Below are 23,865 nucleotides of genomic sequence, written 5' to 3' on the forward strand. Positions count from 1 at the left end.
GTTACACCTGAGCGACATGGGGAATTCTCTGGCTCGCAGGTCCCGGCAGTAGGCTGGCTCCCCGTGGCCCTCACCATCGGAATCGTCGGACTTCCCAACGCCGGCAAGTCGACGCTCTTCAACGCCCTGACCAAGAACGACGTCCTCGCGGCGAACTATCCGTTCGCGACGATCGAGCCCAACGTCGGAGTGGTCGGCGTGCCCGACTCCCGCCTGGAGAAGCTGGCCGAGATCTTCGGCTCGGAGCGGATCCTGCCGGCCACGGTCGAGTTCGTGGACATCGCCGGCATCGTCCGCGGTGCGTCCGAGGGCGAGGGCATGGGCAACAAGTTCCTGTCCCACATCCGCGACTCGGACGCGATCTGCCAGGTGACGCGCGTGTTCCGCGACGAGGACGTCACGCACGTCGACGGCGACGTGAACCCCGCGAGCGACATCGAGACGATCGCGATCGAGCTGATCCTCGCCGACCTCCAGACCGTCGACAAGGCGCTGCCGCGCCTCGACAAGGAGTCGCGCAAGGACAAGTCGCTCGTGGCGCAGTTCGAGGAGGCGAAGAAGGCCAAGGAGGCCCTCGAGGCCGGCACCGGCGTGCGCAACGCCGGACTCGACCTCGAGGCGCTGCGCGACCTGCACCTGCTCACCGCGAAGCGCTTCCTGTACGTCTTCAACTGCGACATCGACGAGCTGTCCGACGAGGACCTCAAGTCGAAGATGCGCGAGATCGTCGCGCCCGCTGAGGCCGTCTTCCTGGACGCCAAGAGCGAGGCCGAGCTGGTCGAGCTGGGCGACGACGAGGAGGCCGAGCAGATGCGCGCCGAGATGCTCGCCGACCTCGGCATCGAGGAGCCGGGCCTCGACCAGCTCGCGCGCGTCGGCTTCGACACCCTCGGCCTGCAGACCTACCTGACCGCGGGCCCCAAGGAGTCGCGCGCCTGGACGATCAAGAAGGGCGCCACCGCCCCCGAGGCCGCCGGCGTCATCCACACCGACTTCCAGAAGGGCTTCATCAAGGCCGAGATCGTGTCCTTCGAGGACCTGGTCGCCGCGGGCTCGATGAACGAGGCCAAGGCCGCCGGCAAGGTGCGCATGGAGGGCAAGGACTACGTCATGGCCGACGGCGACGTGGTGGAGTTCCGCTTCAACGTCTAGAACCTCTGGCAGCCGCCCTCGGCTGATGGAGCTGATGCTCGCGGACCCCTGGGCTGAGGGGTGAGCCCGCCTGACAGCCTACTGTCATGGGTCACGTCGACGTCGCACACCTTGATTACGTCCTGCCGGACGGGCGGATGCTGCTCGGGGACGTGTCGTTCCGCGTGGGGGAGGGTTCCGTCGTGGCGCTGGTCGGCCCGAACGGGGCCGGCAAGTCGACGCTGCTCCGGCTGATCGACGGCTCCCTCCAGCCCGACTCGGGCACCGTGAACGTCTCCGGCGGCCTGGCGGTGATGCCGCAGTTCGTCGGGACGGTTCGTGACGGGTCGTCGGTGCGTGACCTGCTGGTGACTGTGGCGCCTGATCGGATCCGCAACGCCGCGCGGGCGGTCGATGCCGCCGAGGCCGCGCTGGCCTCGAACGACGACGAGGCCACGCAGATGGCCTACGCCCAAGCGCTCTCGGACTGGGCCGAGGCCGGCGGCTACGACTACGAGAACACCTGGGACATGTGCACGATCGAAGCACTGGGTGCCTCGTACTACTCCGTCATGGACCGCGAGGCCGTGACGCTGTCGGGCGGCGAGCAGAAGCGGGTCGTGCTGGAGGCGTTGCTGCGCGGACCGGCCGAGGTGCTGCTGCTCGACGAGCCCGACAACTACCTCGACGTGCCCTCCAAGCGCCGGCTGGAGCAGCAGCTGCGCGAGACCCGCAAGACCGTGCTGCTGGTCTCGCACGACCGTGAGCTGCTGTCGGAGGCCGCTGACAAGATCCTGTCGGTCGAGCCGTCGCCGGCCGGGGCCGACGTGTGGGTGCACGGAGACGGCTTCGCGTCCTTCCACGAGGCCCGCAAGCAGCGCTTCGCCCGGTTCGAGGAGCTGCGCAGACGGTGGGACGAGCAGCACGCGCGGTTGAAGAAGCTGGTGGTGAGCCTGCAGCAGGCTGCCGCCGTCAGCCATGCGATGGCGTCGCGGTACGCCGCGGCGCAGACCCGGCTGAGGAAGTTCGAGGAGATCGGGCCTCCCCCTGAGCCGCCGCGCGATCAGGACATCACGATGCGCCTGAAGGGCGGCCGCACCGGCGTGCGGGCGATCACCGTCGAGAAGCTGGAGCTGACGGGCCTGATGATGCCGTTCGACCTCGAGGTGTTCCAGGGCGAGCGGGTGGCCGTGCTCGGCTCGAACGGCTCGGGCAAGTCGCACTTCCTGCGCCTGCTGGCGGGCCAGCCGGTCGACCACTCGGGCACGTGGAAGCTCGGCGCGAGGGTCGTGCCGGGTCACTTCGGGCAGACCCACGCCTACCCCGAGCTCGAAGGCCGCACGCTCCTGGACATCCTGTGGGCCGAGCATGCGCTACAGCGCGGGCCGGCGATGTCGTCTCTGCGTCGCTACGAGCTGGAGCAGCAGGCCGAGACCACGTACGAGCGGCTCTCGGGAGGGCAGAAGGCGCGGGTGCAGATCCTGCGCCTCGAGCTCGGCGGAGCGACGTCGCTGCTGCTCGACGAGCCCACCGACAACCTCGACCTGGAGTCGGCCGAGGCGCTGCAGTCCGCGCTCGAGTCGTACGAGGGCACCGTCCTGGCCGTGACCCACGACCGTTGGTTCGCCAAGACCTTCGACCGATTCCTGGTCTTCGGGGCCGACGGCGTGGTGCGCGAGAGCTCGGAGCCCGTGTGGGACGAGGGACGCGTGCAGCGCGACCGCTGAGACACTGGACTGCCCGGAACCGCTGCCCACACGCCGCTCGACTCCAGAGGAACACTGCATGACCGCAACACTCGTCGCCACCGGACGCTCTTTGACGACCTCGACCTGACGGTCGCGCCTGGCGACGTCGTCGGCGTGGTGGGTGTCAACGGGGCCGGCAAGTCGACCTTGTTGCGCATCCTGGCTGGAGACCTGGAGCCGCAGGCCGGCACGGTGCAGCTCGCGCCGGCCGACGCGTTCGTCGGAAGTCTGCTGCAGGAGCACGAGCGGGTCCCGGGCGAGACGATGGCGCAGTTCGTCGCGCGCCGCACCGGCTGTGCCGCCGCGACCACCGACATGGACGCCGCGGCCGTGGCGCTGGGGGACACCGAGCCTCCCGCTCCTGGCGCGCCCGACCCCGCCGACGTCTACCAGGCGGCGCTCGACCGCTGGATGGCCAGCGGCGCTGCCGACCTGGAGGACCGACTCCCGGCCGTGCTCGCCGAGTTGGGGCTCGTGCTGGAGGACTCAGCCGACCCGAACGCCGGCGCGCTCTCGCCCGACAGCCTGATGACGTCGCTGTCCGGCGGCCAAGCCGCGCGCGTGGGCCTGGCCGCGTTGCTGCTGTCGCGGTTCGACATCGTGCTGCTCGACGAGCCCACGAATGACCTGGACCTGGACGGCCTCGAACGCCTGGAGAAGTTCGTGCAGGGCCTGCGCGGCGGCGTCGTGCTGGTGAGCCACGACCGCGAGTTCCTGGCGCGCTGCGTGACCCGCGTCCTCGAGCTCGACCTCGCCCAGCACAGGAATCGGGTGTTCGGTGGCGGCTACGAGTCGTACCTGGAGGAACGCGAGATCGCCCGCCAGCACCAGCGCGACGAGTACGAGGAGTTCGCGGCCAGGAAGGCCGACCTGGTCGGGCGCGCCCGCGTGCAGCGCGAGTGGTCCAGCCAGGGCGTGCGCAACGCGATGAAGAAGAACCCGGACAACGACAAGATCCGCCGCAAGGCCGCGTCGGAGTCGAGCGAGAAGCAGGCGCAGAAGGTGCGGCAGATGGAGAGCCGCATCAGCCGGCTGGAGGAGGTCGAGGAGCCGCGCAAGGAGTGGAAGCTGGAGTTCGCGATCGGCGCCGCGCCGCGCTCGAGCGCCGTGGTGGCCACGCTCAACGAGGCCACCGTGCGGCAGGGTGAGTTCACGCTCGGCCCGGTCTCGGTGCAGCTCAACGCCGGCGAGCGCATCGGCATCACCGGCCCGAACGGTGCCGGCAAGTCGACGCTGCTGCGGGCGCTGCTGGGTCGGCAGGAGCTGACGAGTGGAACGGCCGGTCTGGGTGCGTCCGTCGCGATCGGCGAGGTGGACCAGGCGCGCTCGCTGTTCACCGGAGCCGCCACGCTGACCGACGTGTTCGAGGGGCTCGCGCCCGACATGTCACCGGCCGACGTGCGCACCCTGCTGGCGAAGTTCGGGCTGAAGGCCGACCACGTGACCCGACCCGCCGGTGAGCTGTCGCCCGGCGAGCGCACCCGCGCCGGACTCGCGCTGCTGCAGGGCCGCGGCGTCAACGTGCTGGTGCTCGACGAGCCCACCAACCACCTCGACCTGCCCGCGATCGAGCAGCTGGAGCAGGCGCTCGAGACGTATGAGGGCGCGCTGCTGCTGGTGACCCACGACCGTCGCATGCTGAGCACGGTGCGGCTCGACCGTCGCTGGCACGTCGAGGCCGGCCGGGTCACCGAACTCACGGCGTAGTCTGGCGTCGAGCGTCCCCAGTCGGAGGTGGTCCTGATCGTGACCGAGACGACCCCGCGATGGGAGTGGCGCAGCTTCGCCGACTCAGCCGTCGACATCGGGTCGGCGCTGATCCTCTCGCCTCCCGACCGGATTCAGGAGAGCGACGAGCTCTACCTGCTGTCGGCCGAGGGAACCGACACCGTCAAGATCCGCGACGACCTGATGGACGTCAAGCACCTCGTCGCCGTGGACGAGCGCGGGCTCCAGCAGTGGTCCCCGGTGATGAAGGCCGATTTCCCCCTGTCCTCGGCCGACGTCGACACCGTCTTCGCCGCTCTGGGCGTCGTGTCGCCGCCTCTGGCACGGGACATGTACACGCTGGGCCAGTTCATGAACGAACTGGTGCACCCCCACCCCGACGTGGTCGCGGCCGACGTGCACAAGAGGCGGGAACGACACACCATCGGAGGTTGTCTGGCCGAGCTGACCGAAGTGCGCAGCGGGCAGGGATCGACCCGCACCATCGCGATCGAGTCTGAGGACCCGGCCCTGGTGATGGCCGCACTCCGCCAGCTCGGGTTGCCACCGATGCCCAACGTGAGCTTCCCGCGCGGTCTCAAGTCGCTCCTGCGGCTCGGCACGGAGCGCTATGGCGTCATCGACGTGGGCACCAACTCGGTCAAGTTCCACCTCGGTGAACGAGGCGCTGACGGTCACTGGCGGGCGGTCGCCGACCGTGCCGAGGTCACGCGGCTCGGTGAAGGTCTCCACGAGGCCGGCCGACTCGGCCCCGAGCCCTTGGAGCGGACGGTGGAGGCCATCGTCGCCATGGTGGACGAGGCCGCACGGGCAGGCGCCGCGGAGACCGTTGCGGTGGGCACCGCCGGCCTGCGGATCGCCTCCAACAGCGAAGATCTCATCGCTGCTGTTCGGGCACGGTGTGGTCTGACGATCGATGTCGTCTCCGGAGACGAGGAGGCACGACTGGCCTATCTCGGTACGAGGGCCGGGATCGGACAGTCGCGAGGCTCCCTCGTGGTGTTCGAGACCGGCGGCGGCAGCTCCCAGTTCACGGTCGGGCACGGCGAGGAGATCGACGAGCGATTCAGCCTGGACGTGGGCGCTGTTCGCTACACGGAGGCACATGGACTCGGAGCGGCGGTCTCCGAAGACGCCCTCGCCGAGGCGTTCGCAGCGATCGCTGCCGACCTCCGCCGGCTCGACGACCGGCCGACACCGAACCTGCTCGTGGCGATGGGTGGCGCTGTCACCAACATGGCCGCCGTCATGCACGCCCTGGGGGAGTACGACGCCAACATCGTGCACGGCACGGTGCTCGACAGGAACGAGATCGACCGGCAGATCGAGCTCTATCGCACGCGCTCCAGTGACGAGCGTCGTTCGATCATCGGCCTGCAGCCCCAGCGGGCCGACATCATCCTCGCCGGTGCGTGCATCGTGCGAACGGTGCTCGCCGCGTTCGGCAACGAGTCGCTCACGGTGAGCGATCGCGGACTGCGACCGGCCTGCTGGTCGAGAGATTCGGCTAGTCACTCCCTGAGAGCTGGGCGGAGAAGTACTCGAGCGCTGACTTCGTCTTCGTCTGCTGCTCGCCCGAGAGATCGAGACCCTTCAGGGTCAGGAAGGCCCTGAGCTCGGCCGCGGCCTGGAAGGTCTCTGCCGGAGGGCACTTGGCCGAGAGCTCGAGGATCCGGGAGCCGTCCGGGTAGAGCCAGAGCTCCGCGACGAGACGCATCCGCAGCTCGGGCGGATGCAGCTTCAGCTTGAGCACGGTGATGGGGCCGAGGATCGACAGGTCGTCCAGTTCGACACCCTCGGGCGCATGGGCCGTGAAGAACGATCGTTGCTCCTTGGAGAACGCCTTGTGGATCGCCTTCGCGCCTGAGGCGACCTCCTTCACCAGGGTCGGTTCCCACGTGGCTTTCATGGACGCCGAGCAGACGAAGCCCCCGGGCATCGCATCGACCTCCACCCCGAGGTTGTCCGAGGCCCACGCCTCCTGGATGTGAGCCGGCGCGACGGGCCTCAGCTTGACCACCGAGTCGTCTCCCCGCCGCTGCGCCCGGCGGGCCCGGACGACGACACCGGCCTTGTCGAGCCTCAGGTCAGGAGTGTCGAAGAAGTACACCTGGCGAATCTGGGCATCGAGCGCATCCATCCCCAGGGCCACCACGGCAGCGCGTCGATCCGAGTCCGGCACGGTCATCTTGAGCTCGACGCTGTCCACGTCCCTGGTCAGCGCGAGCAGCTCGGCGACCTGCGCATCCGAGATTCGGCCCTGCGATTGATCGGTCACGTTCGGCACCTGTGCCTTCCGGACGGTGGAGGTCGCGCCGTTGCGACACCGCACCCCGTCAGCCACTGTGCCGCGTGGCGGAGAGCGGGACATCACCCACCGCAGGTGAGTGGCGGCCCGGCCTGCCCGCGATGGCCGTTGGCGCCGGCGAGGTGCGAATGGAGGGCAAGGACTATGTGATGGTCGACGGCGACCTGGTCGAGTTCCACTTCAACGTGCGAGCTCGCGCGCTTCGTCCGATCGCTTCGGGCTTCGTGCGCGAGGGGGCGGGCGGCTACTCGGAGTGGGCCAGCTGCTCCGGTTGGCGTGTGGCGTCGAGGGCCACCCGGACGAGGGTGGCCGTGATGAGCAGGATCAGGGGTGGCAGCAGGAAGTAGGGCAGGATCACGCTGGGGTACTCGTTCGCCTGCCCGGCGCCGGTGTGGAAGGTCGAGGTGTAGAACAGCACCCCGGCGACGACCGCGCACACCTTGAACCACTGACGCCGTCGAGGCGCGACGAAGGTGCCGATGAGGCAGCAGGCCGTGGCCACCCCGAGCGACCGCTGCAGGCTGTCGGCGCCGAAAGGGAGCCACCGGGAGTCGAACGGCAGTTCCACCTCGTGGTAGTCGATCGTTGCCGAGATCACGGCGACGAGCGCGAGCGCGGCCAGGACGATCGACCAGCGCCACGAGACGATGGGCATGCCTGATGGTGCCACGCGGCCTTGCCGGCGCGTGGCGGTTCCCGATCTTGTGTCGTTGACGCCCCTATTTGGGCTCAATCGACACAAGATCGGGTCAGTCGGGCGATGTTCAGCGCTGGTCGGGCAGGGTGCCGTAGCTGTTCTGGTACTGCTGGCCGGGCTTCGGGTGGGTGAAGCGCAGCGCGCTCCAGGTGTCGTCCACCGACAGGCACGTGCTCTCCACGAGGCCGTGGTCGTAGCCGATCTCGATCACGGTAGGCAGGGTCAGGTCGGACCCGAGCCGGCGGCCCTTCGGCCACGACAGCCAGAGCTTTCCCTGCGGCGCGAGGTGCGGGACGAGGCGGGGGAACTCGTCACGCATCTGCTCCTGGGTCGTGACGAAGAGGTGGAGGTAGTCGACCTCGCCGCTGAGGGGCACCGGCTGGAGGTCGGGCAGACCCATCGACTCCGGCACGCCGTCGGGAGCGTTCACGAAGTGCGCCGTCCAGCCTGCTCGCAGGCCCATCTTGTCGGCGACGGTGCGCATGGTCATGCGCTCAGCCTCATGAGTTCGGGCCCGGCAGGTCGAGGTCGGCGCCGGTGACCTCCCAGTGGTCGACGTGGAGGTCCTTCTCGACGAGCAGCTCGTCGTCGCCGGGGTAGAACACGGCGACCTCGGGCTGCTCGCCGGCGAACCGGCGGACGTCCTCCATCGAGTCCCACAGGGAGAGCGTGACCACCTCGACCAGGTCGCCGAGCGGCCGTCGCAGGACGAACACGCCGCGGTTGCCCGGAGTGGCTCGGTACTCGCGCACGCCGGTGTCGTCCTGGTGGGCGATGTAGGCATCGGCGTCCTGCGCCCTCACCGCTCCTCGCCATCGCCGCATGATCACGGATCCATTCTTGTCCGCGGCGGTGGCATGCTGCACGGTATGGAGTCTCGTCACGTCAGCCGGGTCATTGCCGTTTCGCCGCAGGACGTCTACGAGTTCGCGGTCGAGCCCGCGAACCTGCCGCGCTGGGCCTCCGGTCTGGCGGAGGCGGAGGTCGAGGTGAGGGACGACCACCTCGTCGTGCAGTCGCCGATGGGCGAGGTGCGCGTGCGGTTCGTCCCGCGCAACTCCTTCGGCATCCTCGACCACGACGTGACGCTGCCGTCCGGTGTCACCGTCACCAACCCGTTCCGGGTCCTCGCCCACCCCGACGGCGCCGAGGTCGTCTTCACCGTGCGCCAGCTCGACCTCTCGGACGAGGAGTTCGAGCAGGACGCCCGCACGATTGCCAAGGATCTCGACGCGCTGGCGGCCCTGGTCGAGTCCTGACGGCTCCGTCGTGGCGAAGTGCACCCGACGCGGTCGGGTTCGTGGGACGGTTTCGCCATGGATTCTGCTGTCCTTCTCCCATTGGCGACGTTGGTGCTGGGCTCCGTCCTCACGTTCACGCTGGAAGCAATTCGACATCGCCGCCAGAGGAAGGAGTCGGTCCAGGACGCACGCCGTCTGGAGCGGTCACAGGCTTACGTCGACTACTTGGAGTGCGCGCACGAGGCGGCACACCTCCTCGGCCGCGCGACCCCGGGCTGCCCCAATCCTCTCGAGGACATCGCGCACAGCTACTGGCTCGTCGACAGCTCGGTCGCCTCGCGCCTTCGGGTGATCGAGGTCCTCGGCTCGGAGGACGTGATCAGCCGGGCGAAGGGCATGCGTACAGCGCTCGTCACGTTCCGCCGCGACCTCCAAAGCGAGGAAATGACCTACTGGTCGGAGGAATACCAAGACGCGTACGGCCTCGTCGTGTCCGCCCGCGGAGCCTTCATCGAGGCGGCTCGATCGGACCTGCGGCAGACCTGAAGCGATCTCAGGGGTGGACGGCGCGGCTCTCGGCGGGGTGGCCGGGCTCGAGGTGAGTGGCCGCCGACACGCGCAGCGGCGTGAACGGCTCGCCGGCGTGGGCCGCCACGACGCGCGACGCCAGGCACACGTGGTCGCCGCCGTCGTCGAGCACGGCGATCCGCTCGAGCACGATGCGGTTGGGGCAGTCGCGCAGGAGGGGGACCGCGTACTCGTCGGTGTCCACGTCGAGGCCGTCGAACTTGTCGGTCTCGGCGCTGCACGTGGTGCCGAACCGCTCGGCCAGGGCGAGGTCGCGGTCGGTGAGGAAGTGCACGGCGAAGTGCTTCGCGCGCAGGCCGGTGCGGTACGTGTGGTTCGCCTTCGACAGCCACACGCTGTAGTGCTCGGAGTCGATGCTCGACTGCGCGTGGAACCCGACGAGGCACCCCGCGCGTTCGTCCTCGGCGGCCGTCGTCACCACCACGAGCGGCTGGTCGACGGAGGCCATCAGCGTCTCGAACGCGTCGTCATCCACGCGACGACCCTACGTCCGGTCGCGCGGGTCCGCAGGGAACGAACAATGAGGCATTCGGGTACCTGAGCGGGGCGAAGGGCATCATCGTTCGTCGCCTACGGTGGACGCGTGACCGAGGAGCTGGTGGGCCGGGCCGTGATCGGCGTGGTGATGCTGGGCATGGGAGTACTGCTGTGGTGGATGGCGCGCGCCGCGGCAGCGGGCCGGTTGGAGCGCAACGCCCTCGTCGGCATCCGCACGCCGAGCACGATGGCGAGCGACGCGGCGTGGCTCGCCGCCCACCAGCGTGCCGAGCGACCGACCAAGGCGGCGGCGATCACCTCCGTCGCCGTGGCCGCGGCCTGCCTCGTCCCGATGCCCGAGGCAGCGCTGGTCACGGTGGTGCTCGGCGGGTCCGCCGTCATCCTCGGGCTCGTGATCCGCGCCGCCGTGGTCGGCGGCCGGGCCGCCCGCGCCACGTCGGCCGACTGACCTCACACGTCGGCGAGGTCGGTGCCCTCGGGCGCCCAGTTCCCGTGGAAGCCGGCCGGCACCCGGCCGGGCAGGTGCACGGTGGCCACGTCGTCGAGCGTCGCCGCGTCGAGCAGCCGCAGTTGGCTGCGCCCCTCGGCGCGGTCGTGGACGTACCCCATGAGCACGCCGTCGTCCTCGGCCGTGCCGTCGGGATTCGGCACGAAGCAGAACTCGCTGGCCTCCAGCCCTGCGCCGAGCCGACGCGACTCGGTGGAGCCGGACTCGAGGTCGTGTCGCAGCAGCGTGTCGCCCGGTACGCCGTCCTCGAAGCCGACGGCCCAGCCGTAGCGGTGGCGCCGTCCCGTGAGCCGCTCGTCGTGACGCGGGAACTCCTGCGAGCGCTGGTCGATGCCGGTCTCGCTGGCCCGTCCCGTCCGCAGGTCGAGGGTGAACCGGGTGAGGACCGCCGGGCCCTCGTCGGGCCCGTTCAGCACGGTCGCGAACATCTTCGGGTGGCGGATCACGTCGACCACGACGGTGTCCCCGTCGTCGTAGGCGTTGAGGGTGTGGAACACGTAGCAGGGCGCGATCTCGAACCACCGGACCGAGGCGCTGTCGCCGTCGCGCGGCATGATCCCGATCCGGGCCGGGTAGTCGGGATTCCAGCGGTAGGGGAGGGAGACCGCATCCCCGCCGCGGGCGATCCGCGCGATCACGGGCTCTGGCAGCGGGTTGCGCCCGATGACGCGGTTGAGCAGGCCCCGCACCAGCGGCCGGACGAGGCGCGGCACGTCCTCGGTGGCCGTGCCGATGTCGAACGTGACGGGCAGGTCGAGGATCACGACGTGGCGCTCGGTGAGGGCGAAGTCGTGCATCATCGGGCTGCCGTGCACCTCCACGTCGACGCTGCGCCTGATGCGACCGTCGTTCCCGAGCACCGAGTAGGCCACGCGATTCCCGGCGGTCCAGTTGTAGGACAGGGCGTGCAGCTCGCCGGTGTCCGGGTCGCGGTGAGGGTGCGCGGCGTAGCCCGGCCGGCCGGCGACGGTGGGCAGGGTGCCGCCGAAGTCGCACGGCCCGACCGTCTCGAGGTCGTGGGTCAGCTCGTACGGCGGCGCCCCCGCCTCGACGAGCGCCAGGGTGCGGCCGTGGTGCTCCAGGACATTGGTGTTCGCGGCGAAGTCACGCTCGCCGGGCGTTCCCCGCTGTTGCTCGCCCAGCGCGTCGGCGACGCCGGCCGAGCGCACCCAGCGATTGCGGTACCACTCGGCGTGCCCGTCGCGGATCCGCACGCCGTGCACCATGCCCTCGCCGAGGAACCAGTGGTGCTGGTCGCCCGGGTCGTCGAGCGGGTTGGGCCCGATGCGCAGGTAGCGGCCGTCGAGGTGGTCGGGCAGGCGGCCGGTGACGGTGAGGTCGGTGGCGGTGAGCTCCTCGCGCACCGGCGCGAAGTTGTCGCGCAGGTACCGGTTCGTGGACTCGGTGGTGGGGTGGATGGTCTCGGTCATGACGTCTCTCCTGGTGACGCGCGCCCGAGTCGCATAACACTGTTATCCACGACCATAACGGCGTTATGCCATGCTGTCGAGTATGAGTTCTGTACCGGGTCCGCAGGCGCCTGCCGTCCGTGCGCGGCTCCTCGAGGAGGCGGCGCGGATCCTCGACGAGGAGGGACCCTCGGCACTGTCGACCCGTCGGCTCGCCACCGGCGCGGGCACGTCCACGATGGCCGTCTACACGCACTTCGGGAGCATGGGCGGGGTCGTCGACGCCGTCGCGACCGAGGGATTCCGCCGCCTCATCGACCGGGTGGGTGCCGTCGAGAGGACCGACGACCCCGCGGCCGACCTGCTGGCGGCCGCGGTGGCCTACCGCGAGAACGCCCTCCAGAACCCTCATCTCTACGCGGTGATGTTCGGGGCGATCAGCGTGCGGGGTCTCGGCGGCCAGGGACCCGATGCGGACGTCGCGTACGCGGCGTTCCAGCAGCTGGTGGCCTTCGTGGAGCGGGCCATGGACGCGGGACGACTGCGGCCCGACGATCCGAAGGCGGTGGCGGCGCAGTGGTGGAGCGCGCTCCACGGCTACATGATGCTGGAGCTCGCAGGGATGGACCAGGTGGTGAAGGACCCCGAGCACCACGTGCTCTGGGAGCTCATGGGGAACCTGCTCCGTTCGTTCTCCGTATGACGCGTCAGGCGCTGCGCGGGGCGTACATGATCACTGCCACGCCGACGAGGCAGATCGCGGCGCCCGCGACGTCCCACCGGTCCGGCCGGAAGCCGTCGAACAGCATCCCCCAGGCGAGCGAGCCGGCGACGAACACGCCACCGTACGCGGCCAGGATGCGGCCGAAGTTCGCGTCGGGCTGCAGCGTGGCCACGAATCCGTAGAGCCCCAGTGCGACGACGCCCAGACCCATCCACATCACGCCGCGGTGCTCGCGGACGCCCTGCCAGATCAGCCAGGCGCCACCGATCTCGGCGACCGCGGCCACGGCGAACAGGCTGATCGATCGCATGACGTCCATGCCGCATTGTGTCGTGCCAGGTCGGGGTCGTGCGAGGCTGGTGCCGTGACGGACCGGCCCCTGACCGCCGAGGCGCTCATGCGCTCGCGGTTCGACGCGTTCAGGCGCGGCGACCGCGACTGGCTGCTCGCCACCTGGCACCCCTCGACCCGTCCGGCCGAGCTGGACCTCTCGGACAACCCGCGCTGGCGCGGACTCCAGATCCTGGACACCGAGGCCGGCGGGCCGCAGGACGACGGGGGAGTGGTGGAGTTCCGCGCGACCTACATCGCCGACGGCGAGCTGGGGATCCTGCACGAGCGGTCGACGTTCCTGCGCGAGGACGGCCGCTGGTACTACGTGGACGGAGAGATCAGATGACGAACGCCGATGCACCCCGGCCCAGCGGACTGCCCGCATCGATCGGGCGCCCCGCGACGAACGCCCTCGCCGCGCAGGGCATCACGTCGCTGGAGCAGGTCGCGGGGCTCTCCGAGTCCGAGCTGCTCGCCCTGCACGGCGTCGGCCCGAAGGCCGTCCGCCTGCTCGGCGAGGCCCTCGCGGCACGCGGCCTGGAGTTCGGGTCCCGAACGACCGGGACTGACTAGGCTCGACTCATGAGTGAGGACGTCAAGGGCCCCGCGTCGTACTTCCCGGCGATCGAGAAGAAGTACGGCGAGCCCATCGAGCACTGGATGCGCCAGCTGGAGTCGGTCGTGACCGCCAAGCACATGGAGCAGGTCGCGTTCCTGAAGGACGACTTCGGCTTCGGGCACGGCCATGCCAACGCGGTCGTCGCGGTGTTCCGCAAGGATCGGGGCCTCTGAGTGGCACGCATCGCCTTCGCCACGTGCGACCGACTCGCCGACGGGTTCGAGGACGACCACGAGGCCGCCCGTCTCCTCGGAGCCGAGTTCGTCGTCTGGAACGACCCCGACGTCGACTGGTCGGTCTACGACCACGTGGTCATCCGCTCGGCCTGGGACTACACGATCCAGCGCGAGGCGTTCGTCGTGTGGGTGCGCTCGCTCGGTGACCGCGTCTCCAACGCGCCCGACCTGGTCGCCTTCAACTCCGACAAGGCCTACCTCGGCGCGCTCGGCGTCCCCACCGTGCCCACGGCGTACGTGGTGCCCGGGGCGCAGGCGCCGCAGCTGCGTGGCGAGGTCGTCGTGAAGCCCACGGTCTCGGCCGGTGGGCGCGACACGGGCCGCTTCGACCCTGACCACCACGACGACGCCCGCGACCTGATCGCGCGGATCAACGCCTCGGGGCGCGTCGCGATGGTCCAGCCGTACGTCGAGGGCGTCGACGCCGCGGGCGAGACGGCCGTGGTCTTCATCGGCGGCGAGATCTCGCACGTGCTGCACAAGAAGCCGGTCCTGCGCGAGCAGGGCACCGCGGCCCTGCTCGACCCCGACGACCCGGCGTCCGAGGCCGCGATCATGCACGACGAGGACCTCGTCACCGCCGGGGACGCGGCACCGGAGTACCTCGACCTGGCGAACGCCGCCCTCGGCGAGCTGGCCGCGCGCTTCGGCGTGCCGCTCTACGCGCGCGTCGACCTGGTGCCCGGCCCGGCGGGTCCGGTGGTCATGGAGATCGAGGCCGTCGAGCCGTGCCTCTACCTCGACCTCGTTCCGGGGGCGGCCGAGCGCTTCGCCGACGCGATCAGGTCGCGTCTGAAGCGCTGAGCGTGACGTTCGAGGGGTGCTTCACGGCGTGTCGGCCCCGGAAAGGTCACGCTCAGCGATGCGGGTGGGTGCCAGCCAGACGGCGATGACCGTGGTGATGGGCACCGCCAGCACGAGGCCGATCGCGCCGACGAGTGTGCGCACGATCTCCTGCGCGATCCCCTCGGTGACGGCGACCTCGAGCAGCGGGCGCTGGTACGCCGAGATCAGCAGCAGCGTGGTCATGGCCGTGCCGGCGTACGCGAAGACCAGCGTGTAGACGCTCGAGGCGATGTGGTCGCGGCCGATGCGCATGGCCGAGCCGAACAGCTCGGTGCGACCGGCGGTGGGCTTGAGGGCCCGCATCTCCCACACCGCGCTCGCCTGCGTGACCGTGACGTCGTTGAGCACGCCGAGTCCGGCGATCACCATCGAGGCCGAGACGACGCCGGCCAGGCTCATCTCGGGCGCGGTGGCGAGCAGCAGGTGGTCGTCCTCCGACCCGACCCCGGTCAGGTGGGCCCAGTCCGTGGACATCGCTCCGGCGAGGGCCGTGAAGCCGATGCCGAACAGGGTGCCGAACAGCGCCGCGGTGGTGCGGATCGAGACGCCGTGCGCCAGGTAGAGCACCGCCAGCATGATCACGGTCGAGCCCGCCACGGCCACCGCGATCGGTGGCTGGTCGGCCAGCAGCGCCGGCAGCACGAACCTCAGCAGGACCAGGAGGGTGATGCCGATGCCGACGAGCGCGAACAGTCCGCGCCAGCGACCGACCACGGCGACGAGGATCGCGAACACGATCGCCAGGATCATCAGCTGGGGACCGCGCTGGTGGTCGTAGAACTCGTACGTGGGCTGCTGGCCGTCGGGGGCGACCTCGATGACGCGGATGTCGTCGCCCTTCTCCACGGCTCCGCCGACGTAGCGCGTCGGGTCGAGGGTGAACACCGCCGACGTCCCGCGCTCGGTCTCGGCCGTGACGTTCGCGCACGAGCCCTCGACCATGGGGATGTTGTCGGGCCCCGTGCCCGTGCTGTTGCAGTCGAACGGGGTGACGTCGGTGACCGTCGCGTCGAGGATCGCGACGGCGCCGTACGGGTCGGCGCCCTGCGGGACGTCGTCGGGATCGGGCCACAGGGCGGCCACCGCGCCGAAGGCCAGGAGGGCCACGGCGAGCACCACGGCGGTCAGCGACCACGCCAGGCGGGGTCGGGGCGGTCCCTCGGCAGGCTCGATCGCGTGGTGATGTGTCACGATGCCAGCGTGGCACGTGGTGAAGAGATCCCCGAACACCTCCCCGGTGGTTCCGGCGGCGTGTGGCGTGTGGGCCGCACGGTCCGGCGCCCCACCGGCCCCTGGACGCCGGCCGTCCACGAGCTGCTGGACTGGCTCGCCGGCGAGGGCCTCGGCGGCATCCCGCACGTCTCCGGACTCGATGAGGACGACCGCGAGGTCGTCTCCTACATCGAGGGCCGCGGCGTGCCCGTCGACGACGAGGTCGTGCTCGACACCGTGCTCGTCGAGGCGGTGGCGTGGCTGCGCGACTTCCACGACATCGTCGAGGACTTCCGGCCCGACGGCCCGCGCACGTGGCGCCAGGCGGGCGAGGTCGAGCTCGGCGACGACGAGATCATCTGCCACAACGACCCCGGAGCCTACAACTGGATCATCCAGAGCGGGCACTTCGTGGCGATGATCGACTGGGACCTCGCCGGGCCGGGGCAGCGCATCGACGACCTCGCCTTCCTGTGCTGGACGGCCATCCCGCTCTACCGCGAGATCCCGCTCGAGGACGTCGTCCGTCGACTGGACCTCGTGGTCGACACGTACGCCGAGTGGGGCCCGATGGCGCTGCTGGACGCAGTGGTCGCCCGGATGACCACCGCGACGGAGCGGATCGCCGCCGGGATCGAGCGAGGTGACCCCGGCATGCTCAACCTGGCGCGCAAGGGAGAGCCCCAGCGCACGCGCGACCGGCTGGCCGCGTTCGAGGCCCGCCTGCCGGCCATCCGCGCCGCCCTCTGAACCCGCCCGGAATGTGACACCCGTCACGTAGGGTGTCGGCCATGGATTCGATGCTGTCGACCGTGGGCCTGCCGATCGCCCTCGGGATCATCATGTTCGGTCTCGGGCTGTCGCTGACCGTCGCGGACTTCGCGCGGGTGCGGAGGTCGCCGAAGGCCGTCGCGATCGCGCTGCTGTGCCAGCTCGTGCTGCTGCCGGTCGTGTGCTTCGGGCTCGTGCTGGCGCTCGACCTGCCGCCCGTGCTCGCGGTGGGCATGCTGCTCCTGGCCGCCTCGCCCGGCGGCAGCACCGCAAACCTGTTCAGCCACCTCTTCCGCGGCGACGTCGCCCTGAACATCACGCTGACCGCGATCAACTCGGTCGTTGCGATCGTCTCGCTGCCGATCGTCACGAACCTGGCCATGGCCTACTTCGACCTCGGGGACGAGGTCACGCTGCAGTACCGCAAGGTGGTCGAGGTCTTCGCCATCGTGCTCATCCCGGTCGTGATCGGCATGTGGGTGCGGGCGAAGCGGCCCGACTTCGCCGACCGCATGGACCGGCCCGTGCGGATCGGCTCGGCGCTGGTGCTCTTCATCATCATCGTGGGCATCGTCGTCGACCAGCGCTCGAACGTGGGGGACTACGCGGCCTCGGTCGGCCTGGCGGTCGCGATCTTCTGTGCCGCGAGCCTGGTCATCGGGTTCGTGGTGCCCGCCTGGGCGGGCGTCACCGAGCGGCAGGCCGTGGCGTGCTCGTTCGAGATCGGCGTGCACAACGCCACGCTCGCGATCTACGTGGCGGTCGAGGTGCTCGACAGCGTGGAGCTCTCGGTGCCGGCGGCCGTCTACGGACTGGTGATGTTCGTGATGGCCGCGCTGTGGGGCCTCGCGCTCACCCGGTGGATCCTGCCGCGGACGGAGGCCCGGACGCTACCGTCGCACCATGGCTGACGTGCACTTCGACGAACGCGACGACGCGGAGGCGTTCGCCGCGGCGCTCGGGGCCGAGGGCATCACCTGCCGGCTGCACCGCGACGAGTTTGCCGGCGAGGACGACTTCGAGGACGCCGCCTGGCTGGTCGAGGTCGACGACTCGGTGCCGGCCCTGGCCGACCGTGCCGAGCAGGCCGGGGGATGGGTCGTCGTGGCGCCGGATCCACCCTCCGCCGCTCCCGCGCCCCTGCCTGCGGCGCCCCGACGGATCAAGCGATCCCCGCACCGTTGACGAGTTGCTTGTTTTTTGCAAGTGTGGGATCACGGCACTCCGCAGACGGCGCTGGGCCGCTCGTCATCGACTGGAGTTCGATCATGACCGACATCTTCGTGAACCTGCCCACCTCCGACCTCGATCGCGCGAAGGCGTTCTACACGGCGCTCGGCGCGAGCCTCAAGCCGGAGTTCACCGACGACAACGCCGCGTGCGTCGTCTGGGACGAGCACATCTACTTCATGGTGCTCACCCGCGAGTTCTTCTCGACCTTCACCGACAAGCAGGTGGCCGACCCGGCCACCACGGCGTTGGTGTCGACCGCCTTCAGCCGCACGTCCCGTGAGGTGGTGGACCGCGTCGTGGAGGCCGGTCTCGCCGCGGGAGGCGCCGAGCCGCGCGAGGCGCAGGACTACGGCTTCATGTACAGCCGCGACCTGGACGACCCCGACGGGAACAGCCTGAGCTTCCTCTACATGGATCCGGTGGCGGCCGAGCAGGGCCCCGAGGCCTACCTCCCCGAGCAGGGGCAGCAGGCCTGACGCGGTGGTGGCCCGGAGCTACGACCAGTACGACGGGGTCACCGCCGCGGTCGAGGTGATCGGCGAGCGGTGGGCGCTGCTCATCGTGCGTGACCTGCTGGTCGGCGCGCGGCGCTACACCGACCTCAAGCAGGGGCTGCCCCGCATACCGACCAACATCCTCTCGGCGCGGCTCAAGGACCTGCAGGATGGTGGCGTCGTCCAGCGGGTGCCGCTGCGGAACTGCGGACTCGTCTACCAGTTGACGGAGGCCGGTCGGAGCCTCGAGCCGATCGTGCTCGCCCTGAGCCGGTGGGGCGTCGAGCGGCTGGGGGAGCCCGGCGCCGAGGACCTGACGACGGCGGACGGCCTCACGGTGGCGCTCCGGGCGGCGTTCCGGCCCGAGGCCGCGGCGGCGCCGCCGGTCGACTTCGAACTGCGTGTCGAGGCGGTCGTGCTGCGGGTGCGGGTGGGCTCCGGTGAGCTGGTGATCCACCAGGTGGCACCCCCGGCGCCGCCGGTGGCCGGGAGCGCTCCGGAGGGGGACCCGGACGTCGTCCTGGTGGCCGGGCGCGACCTGCTGCGCGGCGAGTGGCCGCAGGTGGCGTCCGGCGACCCCGCGCTGGCCGAGCGGTTCGCCGGGTGCTTCGCGCTCAGGTGGGGACCGAGGTCTCCTCTTCCGGCAGCTGGATGATGCCGTTGAAGATCGTCACCATCATCTGGTCGAGCACGCTCTCGCGGTCGAACGGGCGCTCGGTCCACCGGGCCATCTCCGCGGTGAACCACAGGGCGCCGAAGACCTTCTCCATGCCCAGCCTGACGTCGACGTCGTCGCGCATGAGATCGGGGATACCGCTGACGGTGATCGCCGTCGCCACCTCGAAGAGTGCGTCGAGGCGCTCGATCAGCTTCGTGCGGACGGGCGACTCGGGACCGAAGCCGGTGGCGCCGATGAGCGGACCGAGGTCGACAGCGAGGTCGAGCAGGTCGGTGAAGAACTTCCGGATGCCGTCCTCGATGTCGGTGGCCGAGCCGGCGAGGTCGCGGCTGATGCCCCGGGCGTTCTCCGTGGCGCGCACCATCGCCGCGTCGATGGACTCCAGGACGGAAGCCTCGAAGAGCTCCTCCTTGGACGGGAAGTGGCGGTAGAGCATCGCCTCGTTGACGCCGGCCTCCGCCGCGATCTCGCGCGTGCGGGTGGCGGCGAAGCCCTTCTGGGCGAACACGTGACGCGCCGAGTCGATGATCTGGGCACGGCGTCGTTCGGCGCTCATCCGCCGCTTCGGCCCACGTTCAACGGTCACGGCTGAACCGTAGGACACGCACTCGCCACGGGTGTTGAGAAGTGAAACTGGTGGGGGACATGTGTCCAATGTGACTGGATTGACGAAGAAATGTCGCCGGAATCACAAATTCTCAGGTTTCGATTGCAACTCGCGTCATAGCCCCCCTAATCTGGCGTCACTTGCTTGAAGTCAATACCTACTTACTTAGGTCGGATGCTGCCCCGACCTTCGCGAAGGAGAAGACATGAGCGTTCCGAAGCCGCTCGTCCGTACCCGCCTCCTGCTGGCGCGACCCGTGATGCACTCGACCCGCGTCAGCCTTGGTGCCAAGCGCACCATGGCCGACTCGATCGCCTCTGCTGCCCGCGCCCCCGAGGGCGCGATCTACGACTTCGACGTGATCGCCGGACTGCCCGTGCAGTTCGTCACCGTCGAGGGCACCGGCCCGGCCACCGGCCGCGCCACCATGATCTACCTGCACGGCGGCGGTCACGTCGTCGGCAGCTCGCGCGCCTACCGTGCCTTCGCCGCCCATGTGGCGATGCACGCCGGCATGGACGTGCTGCTGCCGGAGTACCCGCTGGCTCCCGAGAGCCCCTACCCGGCCGCGCTGGACATGCTCATCGCGCTCTACCGGGCGCTCCCGTCCTACGGCGTCGACCCGAGCACGGTCGTCCTCGCGGGCGACGACGCCGGAGCCGGCCTGGCCCTGGCCATGGCGCTCGAGATCCGCGACCTCGGCCTGCCGATGCCCGCGGCGATCGGCATGATCAGCCCCTGGCTCGACATGCATGCCGACATCGAGCGCTCGCGCCCCTCGGCCTCCGACCCGTGGTTCACCCCGGCGCTGGCCACCCGGTGGGCCCGCACGTACCTGGGCGGCGCCGATCCGCTCGATCCCGGCGTCTCGCCGCTGCACGGCGACTTCGACGGTCTCCCGCCCATCGTCATCCACTACAGCGGCCTCGACCCGCTGCGCACCGACTCCGAGGCGTTCCTGCAGAAGGTGACGCTGAAGTCCGACAGTCCTCGCGTCATCGCGCGGGAGTACCCCGAGATGTGGCAGTCGTTCCACCTGCAGGCCGGCCGCCTCGACGCGGCCGACCAAGCGATCGAGGAGTTCGGCAAGGCGATGGCCTCGCTCGTCGAGGTCCCCGGCGGTCACGGCGACGTGGTGCCGATCAACCGCCCGGTCGCGGGCCAGGGTGGCCGTCGCCTGCGGCTGGTCAAGCCAGCTGCTGCCGCAGGAACTCCATCTGTATGAGCTTGAGGTTCTCCGCGACCTCTTCCTGAGGCGTCATGTGGGTGACCCCCGACAACGGCAGGACCGTGTGGGGGCGTCCCGCCGCCAGCAGGGCTGACGACAGCCGAAGCGTGTGCGCCGCGACCACGTTGTCGTCGGCCAGCCCGTGGATGAGCATGAGCGGACGCTCCAGCCGCGGCGCGAGCGGCAGCAGCGAGTTGGCGTCGTAGACGTCGGGCTGCTCGTCCGGGTGTCCGAGGTAGCGCTCGGTGTAACAGGTGTCGTACAGCCGCCACTCGGTGACGGGAGCGCCGGCGACTGCCGCGTGGAAGACGTCAGGACGGGCCATCACGGCCAGCGCCGCCAGGTAGCCGCCGTAGGACCACCCCGTGATGCCGACGCGCCCGGGATCGATGTCGTCGGGGAACCGCTCGGCGACCGCGGCGACGGCGTCGACCTGGTCCTGCAGCGTGACCTCGGCGAAGCGGTCGCGGATCTCGCGCTCCCACGCGGACCCGCGTCCCGGCGTGCCGCGCCCGTCGGCCACGACCACGCAGAAGCCCTGGTCGGCCATCCACTGCGCCTCGAGGAACATCCGTCCCGAGGCCAGCACGCGCTGGGCGCGCGGGCCGCCGTACGGATCCATCAGCAGCGGGAGGCGCCGCGACCCGCGCACGTGGTCGCGGGGGAAGAGGACCGCGGCCCGCAGGTCACGCTCGCCCAGGTGGACGATCTCGACCTCGGGCGTGAAGGGCGCGGGCTCGGCGAGGACCCGGATCGAGCCCGTCGCGTCGCCGGAGTGGACGGTGATCGTGGCGGCGGTGGAGTCGAGGCCGTGACGCACCACGACCGCGGTGCCGCCGTCGGCCACCGCGCCGTGCACGGCCGCGCCCTCGGTGAGCACCTCGGTTGAGCCGTCGGCCCCGAAGCGCACGAGCTGGACCTCGGTGGGCTCGGCCGACGCGGTGGTGAGCACGCCCGCGTCGTCGACCGTGACGATGGAGCGCACCTGCCACTCGTCGCCGCTGACGGGGGAGCCGTCGAGGCACACGCGGTGGCGGCCGGCGACGTCCTCGAGCGTGACGAGGTGGCCCTGCACGTCGCGGCGCGGGGCCGAGGAGAGCTCGACCCAGGCGTCGTCGGTCAGCTCGCGCAGGGTGCGCGTGGCGCCGGTGGCGGGATCGGCCTCGAGGACGAGGCTGCTGCGCTGGTCACGGCTGAGCACCTGCAGGACGGGATCGTGGCCGGGCGTCCAGTCGACCCGCGCGAGGTACTCGTGCGCCTCGTGGTCCCACGCGATCTCGGTGGGCGCCGTGCCGTCGAGGCTCACGTGCCAGAGGCTGACCGTGCTGTTGGTCGTGCCGGCGGCGGGGTAGCGCTGCTCCACGGCGGGCTGGTCGGGGTTGGCGGGGTCGGCGATGTGCCACACCTGGACGTCGGCGTCGTCGTACCGCTCCACGAGCAGCGAGCGGCCGTCGGGCGCCCACCAGAAGCCGCGGAAGCGATCCATCTCCTCCGCCGCGATGAACTCGGCGCGACCCCAGGCCTGCGTGGGGGAGTCGGGCGTGACCAGGGCGCGGTCGTCGGTCCCGGCCACGCCCACGACGCGCAGCTCGCCCGCGGCGTTGGCGTAGGCGACGTGGCGGCCCGTCGGATCGAGGCGGGGGTCGATGACGGGGCCGGCGGCCGGGAGCTCGCGCACCGCTCCCGCGCCGAGGTGGATCGCGAAGAGGCGCCCGGACAGGGGGAAGCAGGCCCAGCGGCCCGTGCCGTCGACGTCGTAGGAGACGAGGCCGCCGGCACCCTCGCGGCTGCGCTCGCGGCGGGCGCGCTCCTCGGGGGAGAGGTCCTCGTCGGCGCCGCCGAGCACCTCGACCGGGTCGGCCAGCAGCGACTCCTCGCCGGTGGCGACGTCGTACTCCCACAGCGCACCCGAGCGCGTGACGCCGTCGGGCGTACGGATGAAGCGGACCGTGGCGCCGTCGGGGGAGACCGTGAGGTTGCGGGGGATGCCGAGGGTGAAGCGCAGCGTGCGTGCGGCCAGTCGGGGGTAGGACTCCGTCATGCCTCCCATCCTGTCAGGGCGGCCTGGCGGCGTCGGCCCCTACATTGGGGGGCATGTCCGATCGCCGACTCCTCCTCGTGCACGCCCACCCCGACGACGAGTCCATCCAGTCCGGCCTCACGATGGCCAAGTACGTCGCCGAGGGAGCCCACGTCACCCTCGTCAGCTGCACCCTGGGCGAGCACGGTGAGGTCCTCGTCCCCGACCTCGAGCACCTCGCCGCCGAGCGGGAGGACCGGCTCGGCCCGCAGCGGCTCATCGAGCTGAGCGACGCGATGGCCCACCTGGGCGTCACCGACTTCCGCCGGCTCGGCGGCGACGGCGCCTTCCGCGACTCCGGCATGGTCTGGGACGAGAACGGCAACGCGGCCGCGATGGAGGACGTCGACCCGCGCTCGTTCTGGCGCGCCGACCTCCTCGAGGCCGCGAACCACCTCGTCGCGGTGATCCGCGAGCTGCGCCCGCAGGTGCTGGTCACCTACGACGAGTTCGGCAACTACGGTCACCCCGACCACATCCAGGCCCACCGGGTGGCCCACTACGCGGCGGCGCTGGCCGCCGTGGAGTCCCACCGGCGCGACCTCGGTCCGGCGTGGGACGTGCCCAAGATCTATTGGACCGCCGAGTCCGCCTCCCGGATGCGCGAGGGCGCCAGGATGATGGCCGAGGCCGGCCAGCCGCCGCCGTTCGAGATCGACCCGGAGAACCTTCCGCCGATGTTCATCGAGGACGAGGACCTCAGCACGGCGGTCTCATCCACGCCTGAGCACGTCACCGCCAAGCTCGACGCGATGCGGGCGCACGCCACGCAGATCACCCCCGACGGAGTCTTCTTCGCGATGGGCATCGACCTCGCGGCGATCGCGTGGGGCACCGAGTACTACCGGCTCGCCAAGGGTCGCCGGGGCCCGGCCGGCGCGTCGGGGTTCGAGGAGGATCTGTTCGCCGGTCTTGACTGAACTGCGGGCGAATCTGCCGCTTGGGCC

General features: G+C 70.6%; 29 protein-coding genes. 19 read left to right on the forward strand and 10 right to left on the reverse strand.

The window, feature by feature from the left end:
* Window positions 1-63 precede the first annotated feature (63 nt).
* The 4 genes from ychF (at window position 64) to B2363_RS07410 (ending at window position 6,221) form a co-directional block, all read left to right on the forward strand.
* Complete coding sequence (gene ychF, locus B2363_RS07395) at window positions 64-1,152, forward strand: redox-regulated ATPase YchF (RefSeq protein ID WP_286929452.1); 1,089 nt, start codon at window positions 64-66, stop codon at window positions 1,150-1,152.
* Window positions 1,153-1,238: 86 nt separating this feature from the next.
* Window positions 1,239-2,858 carry an ABC-F family ATP-binding cassette domain-containing protein gene (locus tag B2363_RS07400; protein ID WP_286929453.1) on the forward strand — a complete coding sequence of 540 codons (1,620 nt, stop codon included), beginning with the start codon at window positions 1,239-1,241 and terminating at the stop codon, window positions 2,856-2,858.
* 54 nt (window positions 2,859-2,912) lie between these two features.
* Entirely contained in the window at window positions 2,913-4,586 is a 1,674-nt protein-coding gene (locus tag B2363_RS07405) for an ABC-F family ATP-binding cassette domain-containing protein (RefSeq protein ID WP_286929768.1), read from the forward strand.
* Window positions 4,587-4,625: 39 nt separating this feature from the next.
* Window positions 4,626-6,221: a Ppx/GppA family phosphatase gene (locus B2363_RS07410; RefSeq protein ID WP_286929454.1), complete on the forward strand. Its 1,596-nt coding sequence runs from the start codon at window positions 4,626-4,628 to the stop codon at window positions 6,219-6,221.
* Here B2363_RS07410 and B2363_RS07415 read toward each other — a convergent pair.
* The 4 genes from B2363_RS07415 to B2363_RS07430 all read right to left on the reverse strand — a co-directional run bounded on the left by B2363_RS07415 (window position 6,115) and on the right by B2363_RS07430 (window position 8,442).
* Entirely contained in the window at window positions 6,115-6,885 is a 771-nt protein-coding gene (locus tag B2363_RS07415) for a hypothetical protein (protein WP_286929455.1), read from the reverse strand. The two genes, B2363_RS07410 and B2363_RS07415, sit on opposite strands and share 107 nt — an antisense overlap.
* 274 nt (window positions 6,886-7,159) lie before the next feature.
* Window positions 7,160-7,570 carry a hypothetical protein gene (locus B2363_RS07420; RefSeq protein WP_286929456.1) on the reverse strand — a complete coding sequence of 137 codons (411 nt, stop codon included), beginning with the start codon at window positions 7,568-7,570 and terminating at the stop codon, window positions 7,160-7,162.
* Between the two features lie 109 nt (window positions 7,571-7,679).
* Window positions 7,680-8,102 carry a hypothetical protein gene (locus tag B2363_RS07425; RefSeq protein WP_286929457.1) on the reverse strand — a complete coding sequence of 141 codons (423 nt, stop codon included), beginning with the start codon at window positions 8,100-8,102 and terminating at the stop codon, window positions 7,680-7,682.
* Window positions 8,103-8,112: 10 nt separating this feature from the next.
* On the reverse strand, window positions 8,113-8,442 hold the full coding sequence (locus B2363_RS07430) for a hypothetical protein (protein ID WP_286929458.1): 330 nt from the start codon (window positions 8,440-8,442) through the stop codon (window positions 8,113-8,115).
* A gap of 39 nt (window positions 8,443-8,481) precedes the next feature.
* Here B2363_RS07430 and B2363_RS07435 point away from each other — a divergent pair, with 39 nt between their 5' ends.
* Both B2363_RS07435 and B2363_RS07440 read left to right on the forward strand, forming a co-directional pair.
* On the forward strand, window positions 8,482-8,871 hold the full coding sequence (locus tag B2363_RS07435) for an SRPBCC family protein (protein WP_286929459.1): 390 nt from the start codon (window positions 8,482-8,484) through the stop codon (window positions 8,869-8,871).
* Between the two features lie 57 nt (window positions 8,872-8,928).
* Window positions 8,929-9,399, forward strand: coding sequence for a hypothetical protein (locus B2363_RS07440; RefSeq protein WP_181755000.1), 471 nt, complete (start codon window positions 8,929-8,931; stop codon window positions 9,397-9,399).
* 7 nt (window positions 9,400-9,406) lie between these two features.
* On the opposite strand, the gene B2363_RS07445 is transcribed toward B2363_RS07440, so the two are convergent.
* The gene (locus B2363_RS07445; RefSeq protein ID WP_181755002.1) at window positions 9,407-9,916 is read right to left on the reverse strand and encodes a flavin reductase family protein; all 510 of its coding nucleotides are present in this window, start codon (window positions 9,914-9,916) and stop codon (window positions 9,407-9,409) included.
* Between the two features lie 108 nt (window positions 9,917-10,024).
* Here B2363_RS07445 and B2363_RS07450 point away from each other — a divergent pair, with 108 nt between their 5' ends.
* Window positions 10,025-10,387, forward strand: coding sequence for an SdpI family protein (locus B2363_RS07450; RefSeq protein WP_286929460.1), 363 nt, complete (start codon window positions 10,025-10,027; stop codon window positions 10,385-10,387).
* Window positions 10,388-10,389: 2 nt separating this feature from the next.
* Here B2363_RS07450 and B2363_RS07455 read toward each other — a convergent pair whose 3' ends face one another.
* Window positions 10,390-11,877 (reverse strand): carotenoid oxygenase family protein, encoded by a 1,488-nt coding sequence (locus B2363_RS07455; protein ID WP_286929461.1) that lies wholly within the window; start codon window positions 11,875-11,877, stop codon window positions 10,390-10,392.
* A gap of 82 nt (window positions 11,878-11,959) precedes the next feature.
* Between B2363_RS07455 and B2363_RS07460 the strand changes: the two genes are divergently transcribed.
* Window positions 11,960-12,559, forward strand: coding sequence for a TetR/AcrR family transcriptional regulator (locus B2363_RS07460; RefSeq protein ID WP_286929462.1), 600 nt, complete (start codon window positions 11,960-11,962; stop codon window positions 12,557-12,559).
* Window positions 12,560-12,563: 4 nt separating this feature from the next.
* Here the strand turns inward: B2363_RS07460 and B2363_RS07465 are convergent, their stop codons facing one another.
* A complete protein-coding gene (locus B2363_RS07465) occupies window positions 12,564-12,899 on the reverse strand; it encodes a YnfA family protein (protein WP_286929463.1) in 336 nt (111 codons plus the stop codon).
* 45 nt (window positions 12,900-12,944) lie between these two features.
* On the opposite strand from B2363_RS07465, the gene B2363_RS07470 reads away from it, so the two are divergent.
* From B2363_RS07470 to B2363_RS07485, 4 genes are read left to right on the forward strand one after another with little or no spacing between them, the layout of a single operon-like run.
* Complete coding sequence (locus B2363_RS07470) at window positions 12,945-13,259, forward strand: YchJ family protein (RefSeq protein WP_286929464.1); 315 nt, start codon at window positions 12,945-12,947, stop codon at window positions 13,257-13,259.
* On the forward strand, window positions 13,256-13,486 hold the full coding sequence (locus tag B2363_RS07475; protein WP_286929465.1) for a hypothetical protein: 231 nt from the start codon (window positions 13,256-13,258) through the stop codon (window positions 13,484-13,486). Before B2363_RS07470 ends, B2363_RS07475 begins: the two co-directional genes overlap by 4 nt.
* Window positions 13,487-13,495: 9 nt before the next feature.
* Entirely contained in the window at window positions 13,496-13,705 is a 210-nt protein-coding gene (locus tag B2363_RS07480) for a DUF4287 domain-containing protein (protein ID WP_286929466.1), read from the forward strand.
* Entirely contained in the window at window positions 13,706-14,572 is an 867-nt protein-coding gene (locus B2363_RS07485) for an ATP-grasp domain-containing protein (protein ID WP_286929467.1), read from the forward strand.
* A 21-nt stretch (window positions 14,573-14,593) separates the two neighbouring features.
* Here the strand turns inward: B2363_RS07485 and B2363_RS07490 are convergent, their stop codons facing one another.
* Complete coding sequence (locus B2363_RS07490; protein ID WP_286929468.1) at window positions 14,594-15,805, reverse strand: YibE/F family protein; 1,212 nt, start codon at window positions 15,803-15,805, stop codon at window positions 14,594-14,596.
* Between the two features lie 9 nt (window positions 15,806-15,814).
* Between B2363_RS07490 and B2363_RS07495 the strand changes: the two genes are divergently transcribed.
* The 5 genes from B2363_RS07495 to B2363_RS07515 all read left to right on the forward strand — a co-directional run bounded on the left by B2363_RS07495 (window position 15,815) and on the right by B2363_RS07515 (window position 18,979).
* Window positions 15,815-16,576, forward strand: coding sequence for a phosphotransferase (locus B2363_RS07495; protein WP_286929469.1), 762 nt, complete (start codon window positions 15,815-15,817; stop codon window positions 16,574-16,576).
* A 41-nt stretch (window positions 16,577-16,617) separates the two neighbouring features.
* Entirely contained in the window at window positions 16,618-17,508 is an 891-nt protein-coding gene (locus tag B2363_RS07500) for a bile acid:sodium symporter family protein (RefSeq protein ID WP_181755019.1), read from the forward strand.
* On the forward strand, window positions 17,501-17,782 hold the full coding sequence (locus B2363_RS07505; protein ID WP_181755021.1) for a hypothetical protein: 282 nt from the start codon (window positions 17,501-17,503) through the stop codon (window positions 17,780-17,782). Before B2363_RS07500 ends, B2363_RS07505 begins: the two co-directional genes overlap by 8 nt.
* Window positions 17,783-17,865: 83 nt before the next feature.
* Window positions 17,866-18,306, forward strand: coding sequence for a VOC family protein (locus B2363_RS07510; RefSeq protein WP_286929470.1), 441 nt, complete (start codon window positions 17,866-17,868; stop codon window positions 18,304-18,306).
* Window positions 18,307-18,310: 4 nt separating this feature from the next.
* Entirely contained in the window at window positions 18,311-18,979 is a 669-nt protein-coding gene (locus B2363_RS07515) for a winged helix-turn-helix transcriptional regulator (RefSeq protein ID WP_286929471.1), read from the forward strand.
* Here the strand turns inward: B2363_RS07515 and B2363_RS07520 are convergent.
* Window positions 18,939-19,589 carry a TetR/AcrR family transcriptional regulator gene (locus B2363_RS07520; RefSeq protein WP_206679984.1) on the reverse strand — a complete coding sequence of 217 codons (651 nt, stop codon included), beginning with the start codon at window positions 19,587-19,589 and terminating at the stop codon, window positions 18,939-18,941. The two genes, B2363_RS07515 and B2363_RS07520, sit on opposite strands and share 41 nt — an antisense overlap.
* Window positions 19,590-19,815: 226 nt before the next feature.
* On the opposite strand from B2363_RS07520, the gene B2363_RS07525 reads away from it, so the two are divergent.
* Complete coding sequence (locus B2363_RS07525) at window positions 19,816-20,835, forward strand: alpha/beta hydrolase fold domain-containing protein (RefSeq protein ID WP_286929472.1); 1,020 nt, start codon at window positions 19,816-19,818, stop codon at window positions 20,833-20,835.
* Here B2363_RS07525 and B2363_RS07530 read toward each other — a convergent pair.
* Window positions 20,798-22,879, reverse strand: a complete 2,082-nt coding sequence (locus B2363_RS07530; RefSeq protein WP_286929473.1) for a S9 family peptidase — start codon at window positions 22,877-22,879, stop codon at window positions 20,798-20,800. The genes B2363_RS07525 and B2363_RS07530 overlap by 38 nt on opposite strands.
* Window positions 22,880-22,932: 53 nt before the next feature.
* Here B2363_RS07530 and mshB point away from each other — a divergent pair, with 53 nt between their 5' ends.
* Window positions 22,933-23,838 carry an N-acetyl-1-D-myo-inositol-2-amino-2-deoxy-alpha-D-glucopyranoside deacetylase gene (mshB, locus tag B2363_RS07535; protein WP_286929474.1) on the forward strand — a complete coding sequence of 302 codons (906 nt, stop codon included), beginning with the start codon at window positions 22,933-22,935 and terminating at the stop codon, window positions 23,836-23,838.
* The last annotated feature ends 27 nt before the right edge of the window (window positions 23,839-23,865 follow it).

Origin of the sequence: Aeromicrobium sp. UBA7512 (assembly GCF_002476985.1) — a bacterium.
GTDB lineage: Bacteria > Actinomycetota > Actinomycetes > Propionibacteriales > Nocardioidaceae > Aeromicrobium > Aeromicrobium phoceense.

Excerpts from the sequence above, each read along its gene's own strand:
- B2363_RS07400 (WP_286929453.1), top strand. The coding sequence starts at position 1,239 with ATGGGTCACGTCGACGTCGCACACCTTGATTACGTCCTGCCGGACGGG.
- B2363_RS07420 (WP_286929456.1), bottom strand. The coding sequence starts at position 7,570 with ATGCCCATCGTCTCGTGGCGCTGGTCGATCGTCCTGGCCGCGCTCGCG.
- B2363_RS07425 (WP_286929457.1), bottom strand. The coding sequence starts at position 8,102 with ATGACCATGCGCACCGTCGCCGACAAGATGGGCCTGCGAGCAGGCTGG.
- B2363_RS07435 (WP_286929459.1), top strand. The coding sequence starts at position 8,482 with ATGGAGTCTCGTCACGTCAGCCGGGTCATTGCCGTTTCGCCGCAGGAC.
- B2363_RS07440 (WP_181755000.1), top strand. The coding sequence starts at position 8,929 with ATGGATTCTGCTGTCCTTCTCCCATTGGCGACGTTGGTGCTGGGCTCC.
- B2363_RS07455 (WP_286929461.1), bottom strand. The coding sequence starts at position 11,877 with ATGACCGAGACCATCCACCCCACCACCGAGTCCACGAACCGGTACCTG.
- B2363_RS07460 (WP_286929462.1), top strand. The coding sequence starts at position 11,960 with ATGAGTTCTGTACCGGGTCCGCAGGCGCCTGCCGTCCGTGCGCGGCTC.
- B2363_RS07465 (WP_286929463.1), bottom strand. The coding sequence starts at position 12,899 with ATGGACGTCATGCGATCGATCAGCCTGTTCGCCGTGGCCGCGGTCGCC.
- B2363_RS07475 (WP_286929465.1), top strand. The coding sequence starts at position 13,256 with ATGACGAACGCCGATGCACCCCGGCCCAGCGGACTGCCCGCATCGATC.
- B2363_RS07480 (WP_286929466.1), top strand. The coding sequence starts at position 13,496 with ATGAGTGAGGACGTCAAGGGCCCCGCGTCGTACTTCCCGGCGATCGAG.
- B2363_RS07500 (WP_181755019.1), top strand. The coding sequence starts at position 16,618 with ATGGATTCGATGCTGTCGACCGTGGGCCTGCCGATCGCCCTCGGGATC.
- B2363_RS07505 (WP_181755021.1), top strand. The coding sequence starts at position 17,501 with ATGGCTGACGTGCACTTCGACGAACGCGACGACGCGGAGGCGTTCGCC.
- B2363_RS07510 (WP_286929470.1), top strand. The coding sequence starts at position 17,866 with ATGACCGACATCTTCGTGAACCTGCCCACCTCCGACCTCGATCGCGCG.
- B2363_RS07525 (WP_286929472.1), top strand. The coding sequence starts at position 19,816 with ATGAGCGTTCCGAAGCCGCTCGTCCGTACCCGCCTCCTGCTGGCGCGA.
- B2363_RS07530 (WP_286929473.1), bottom strand. The coding sequence starts at position 22,879 with ATGACGGAGTCCTACCCCCGACTGGCCGCACGCACGCTGCGCTTCACC.
- mshB (WP_286929474.1), top strand. The coding sequence starts at position 22,933 with ATGTCCGATCGCCGACTCCTCCTCGTGCACGCCCACCCCGACGACGAG.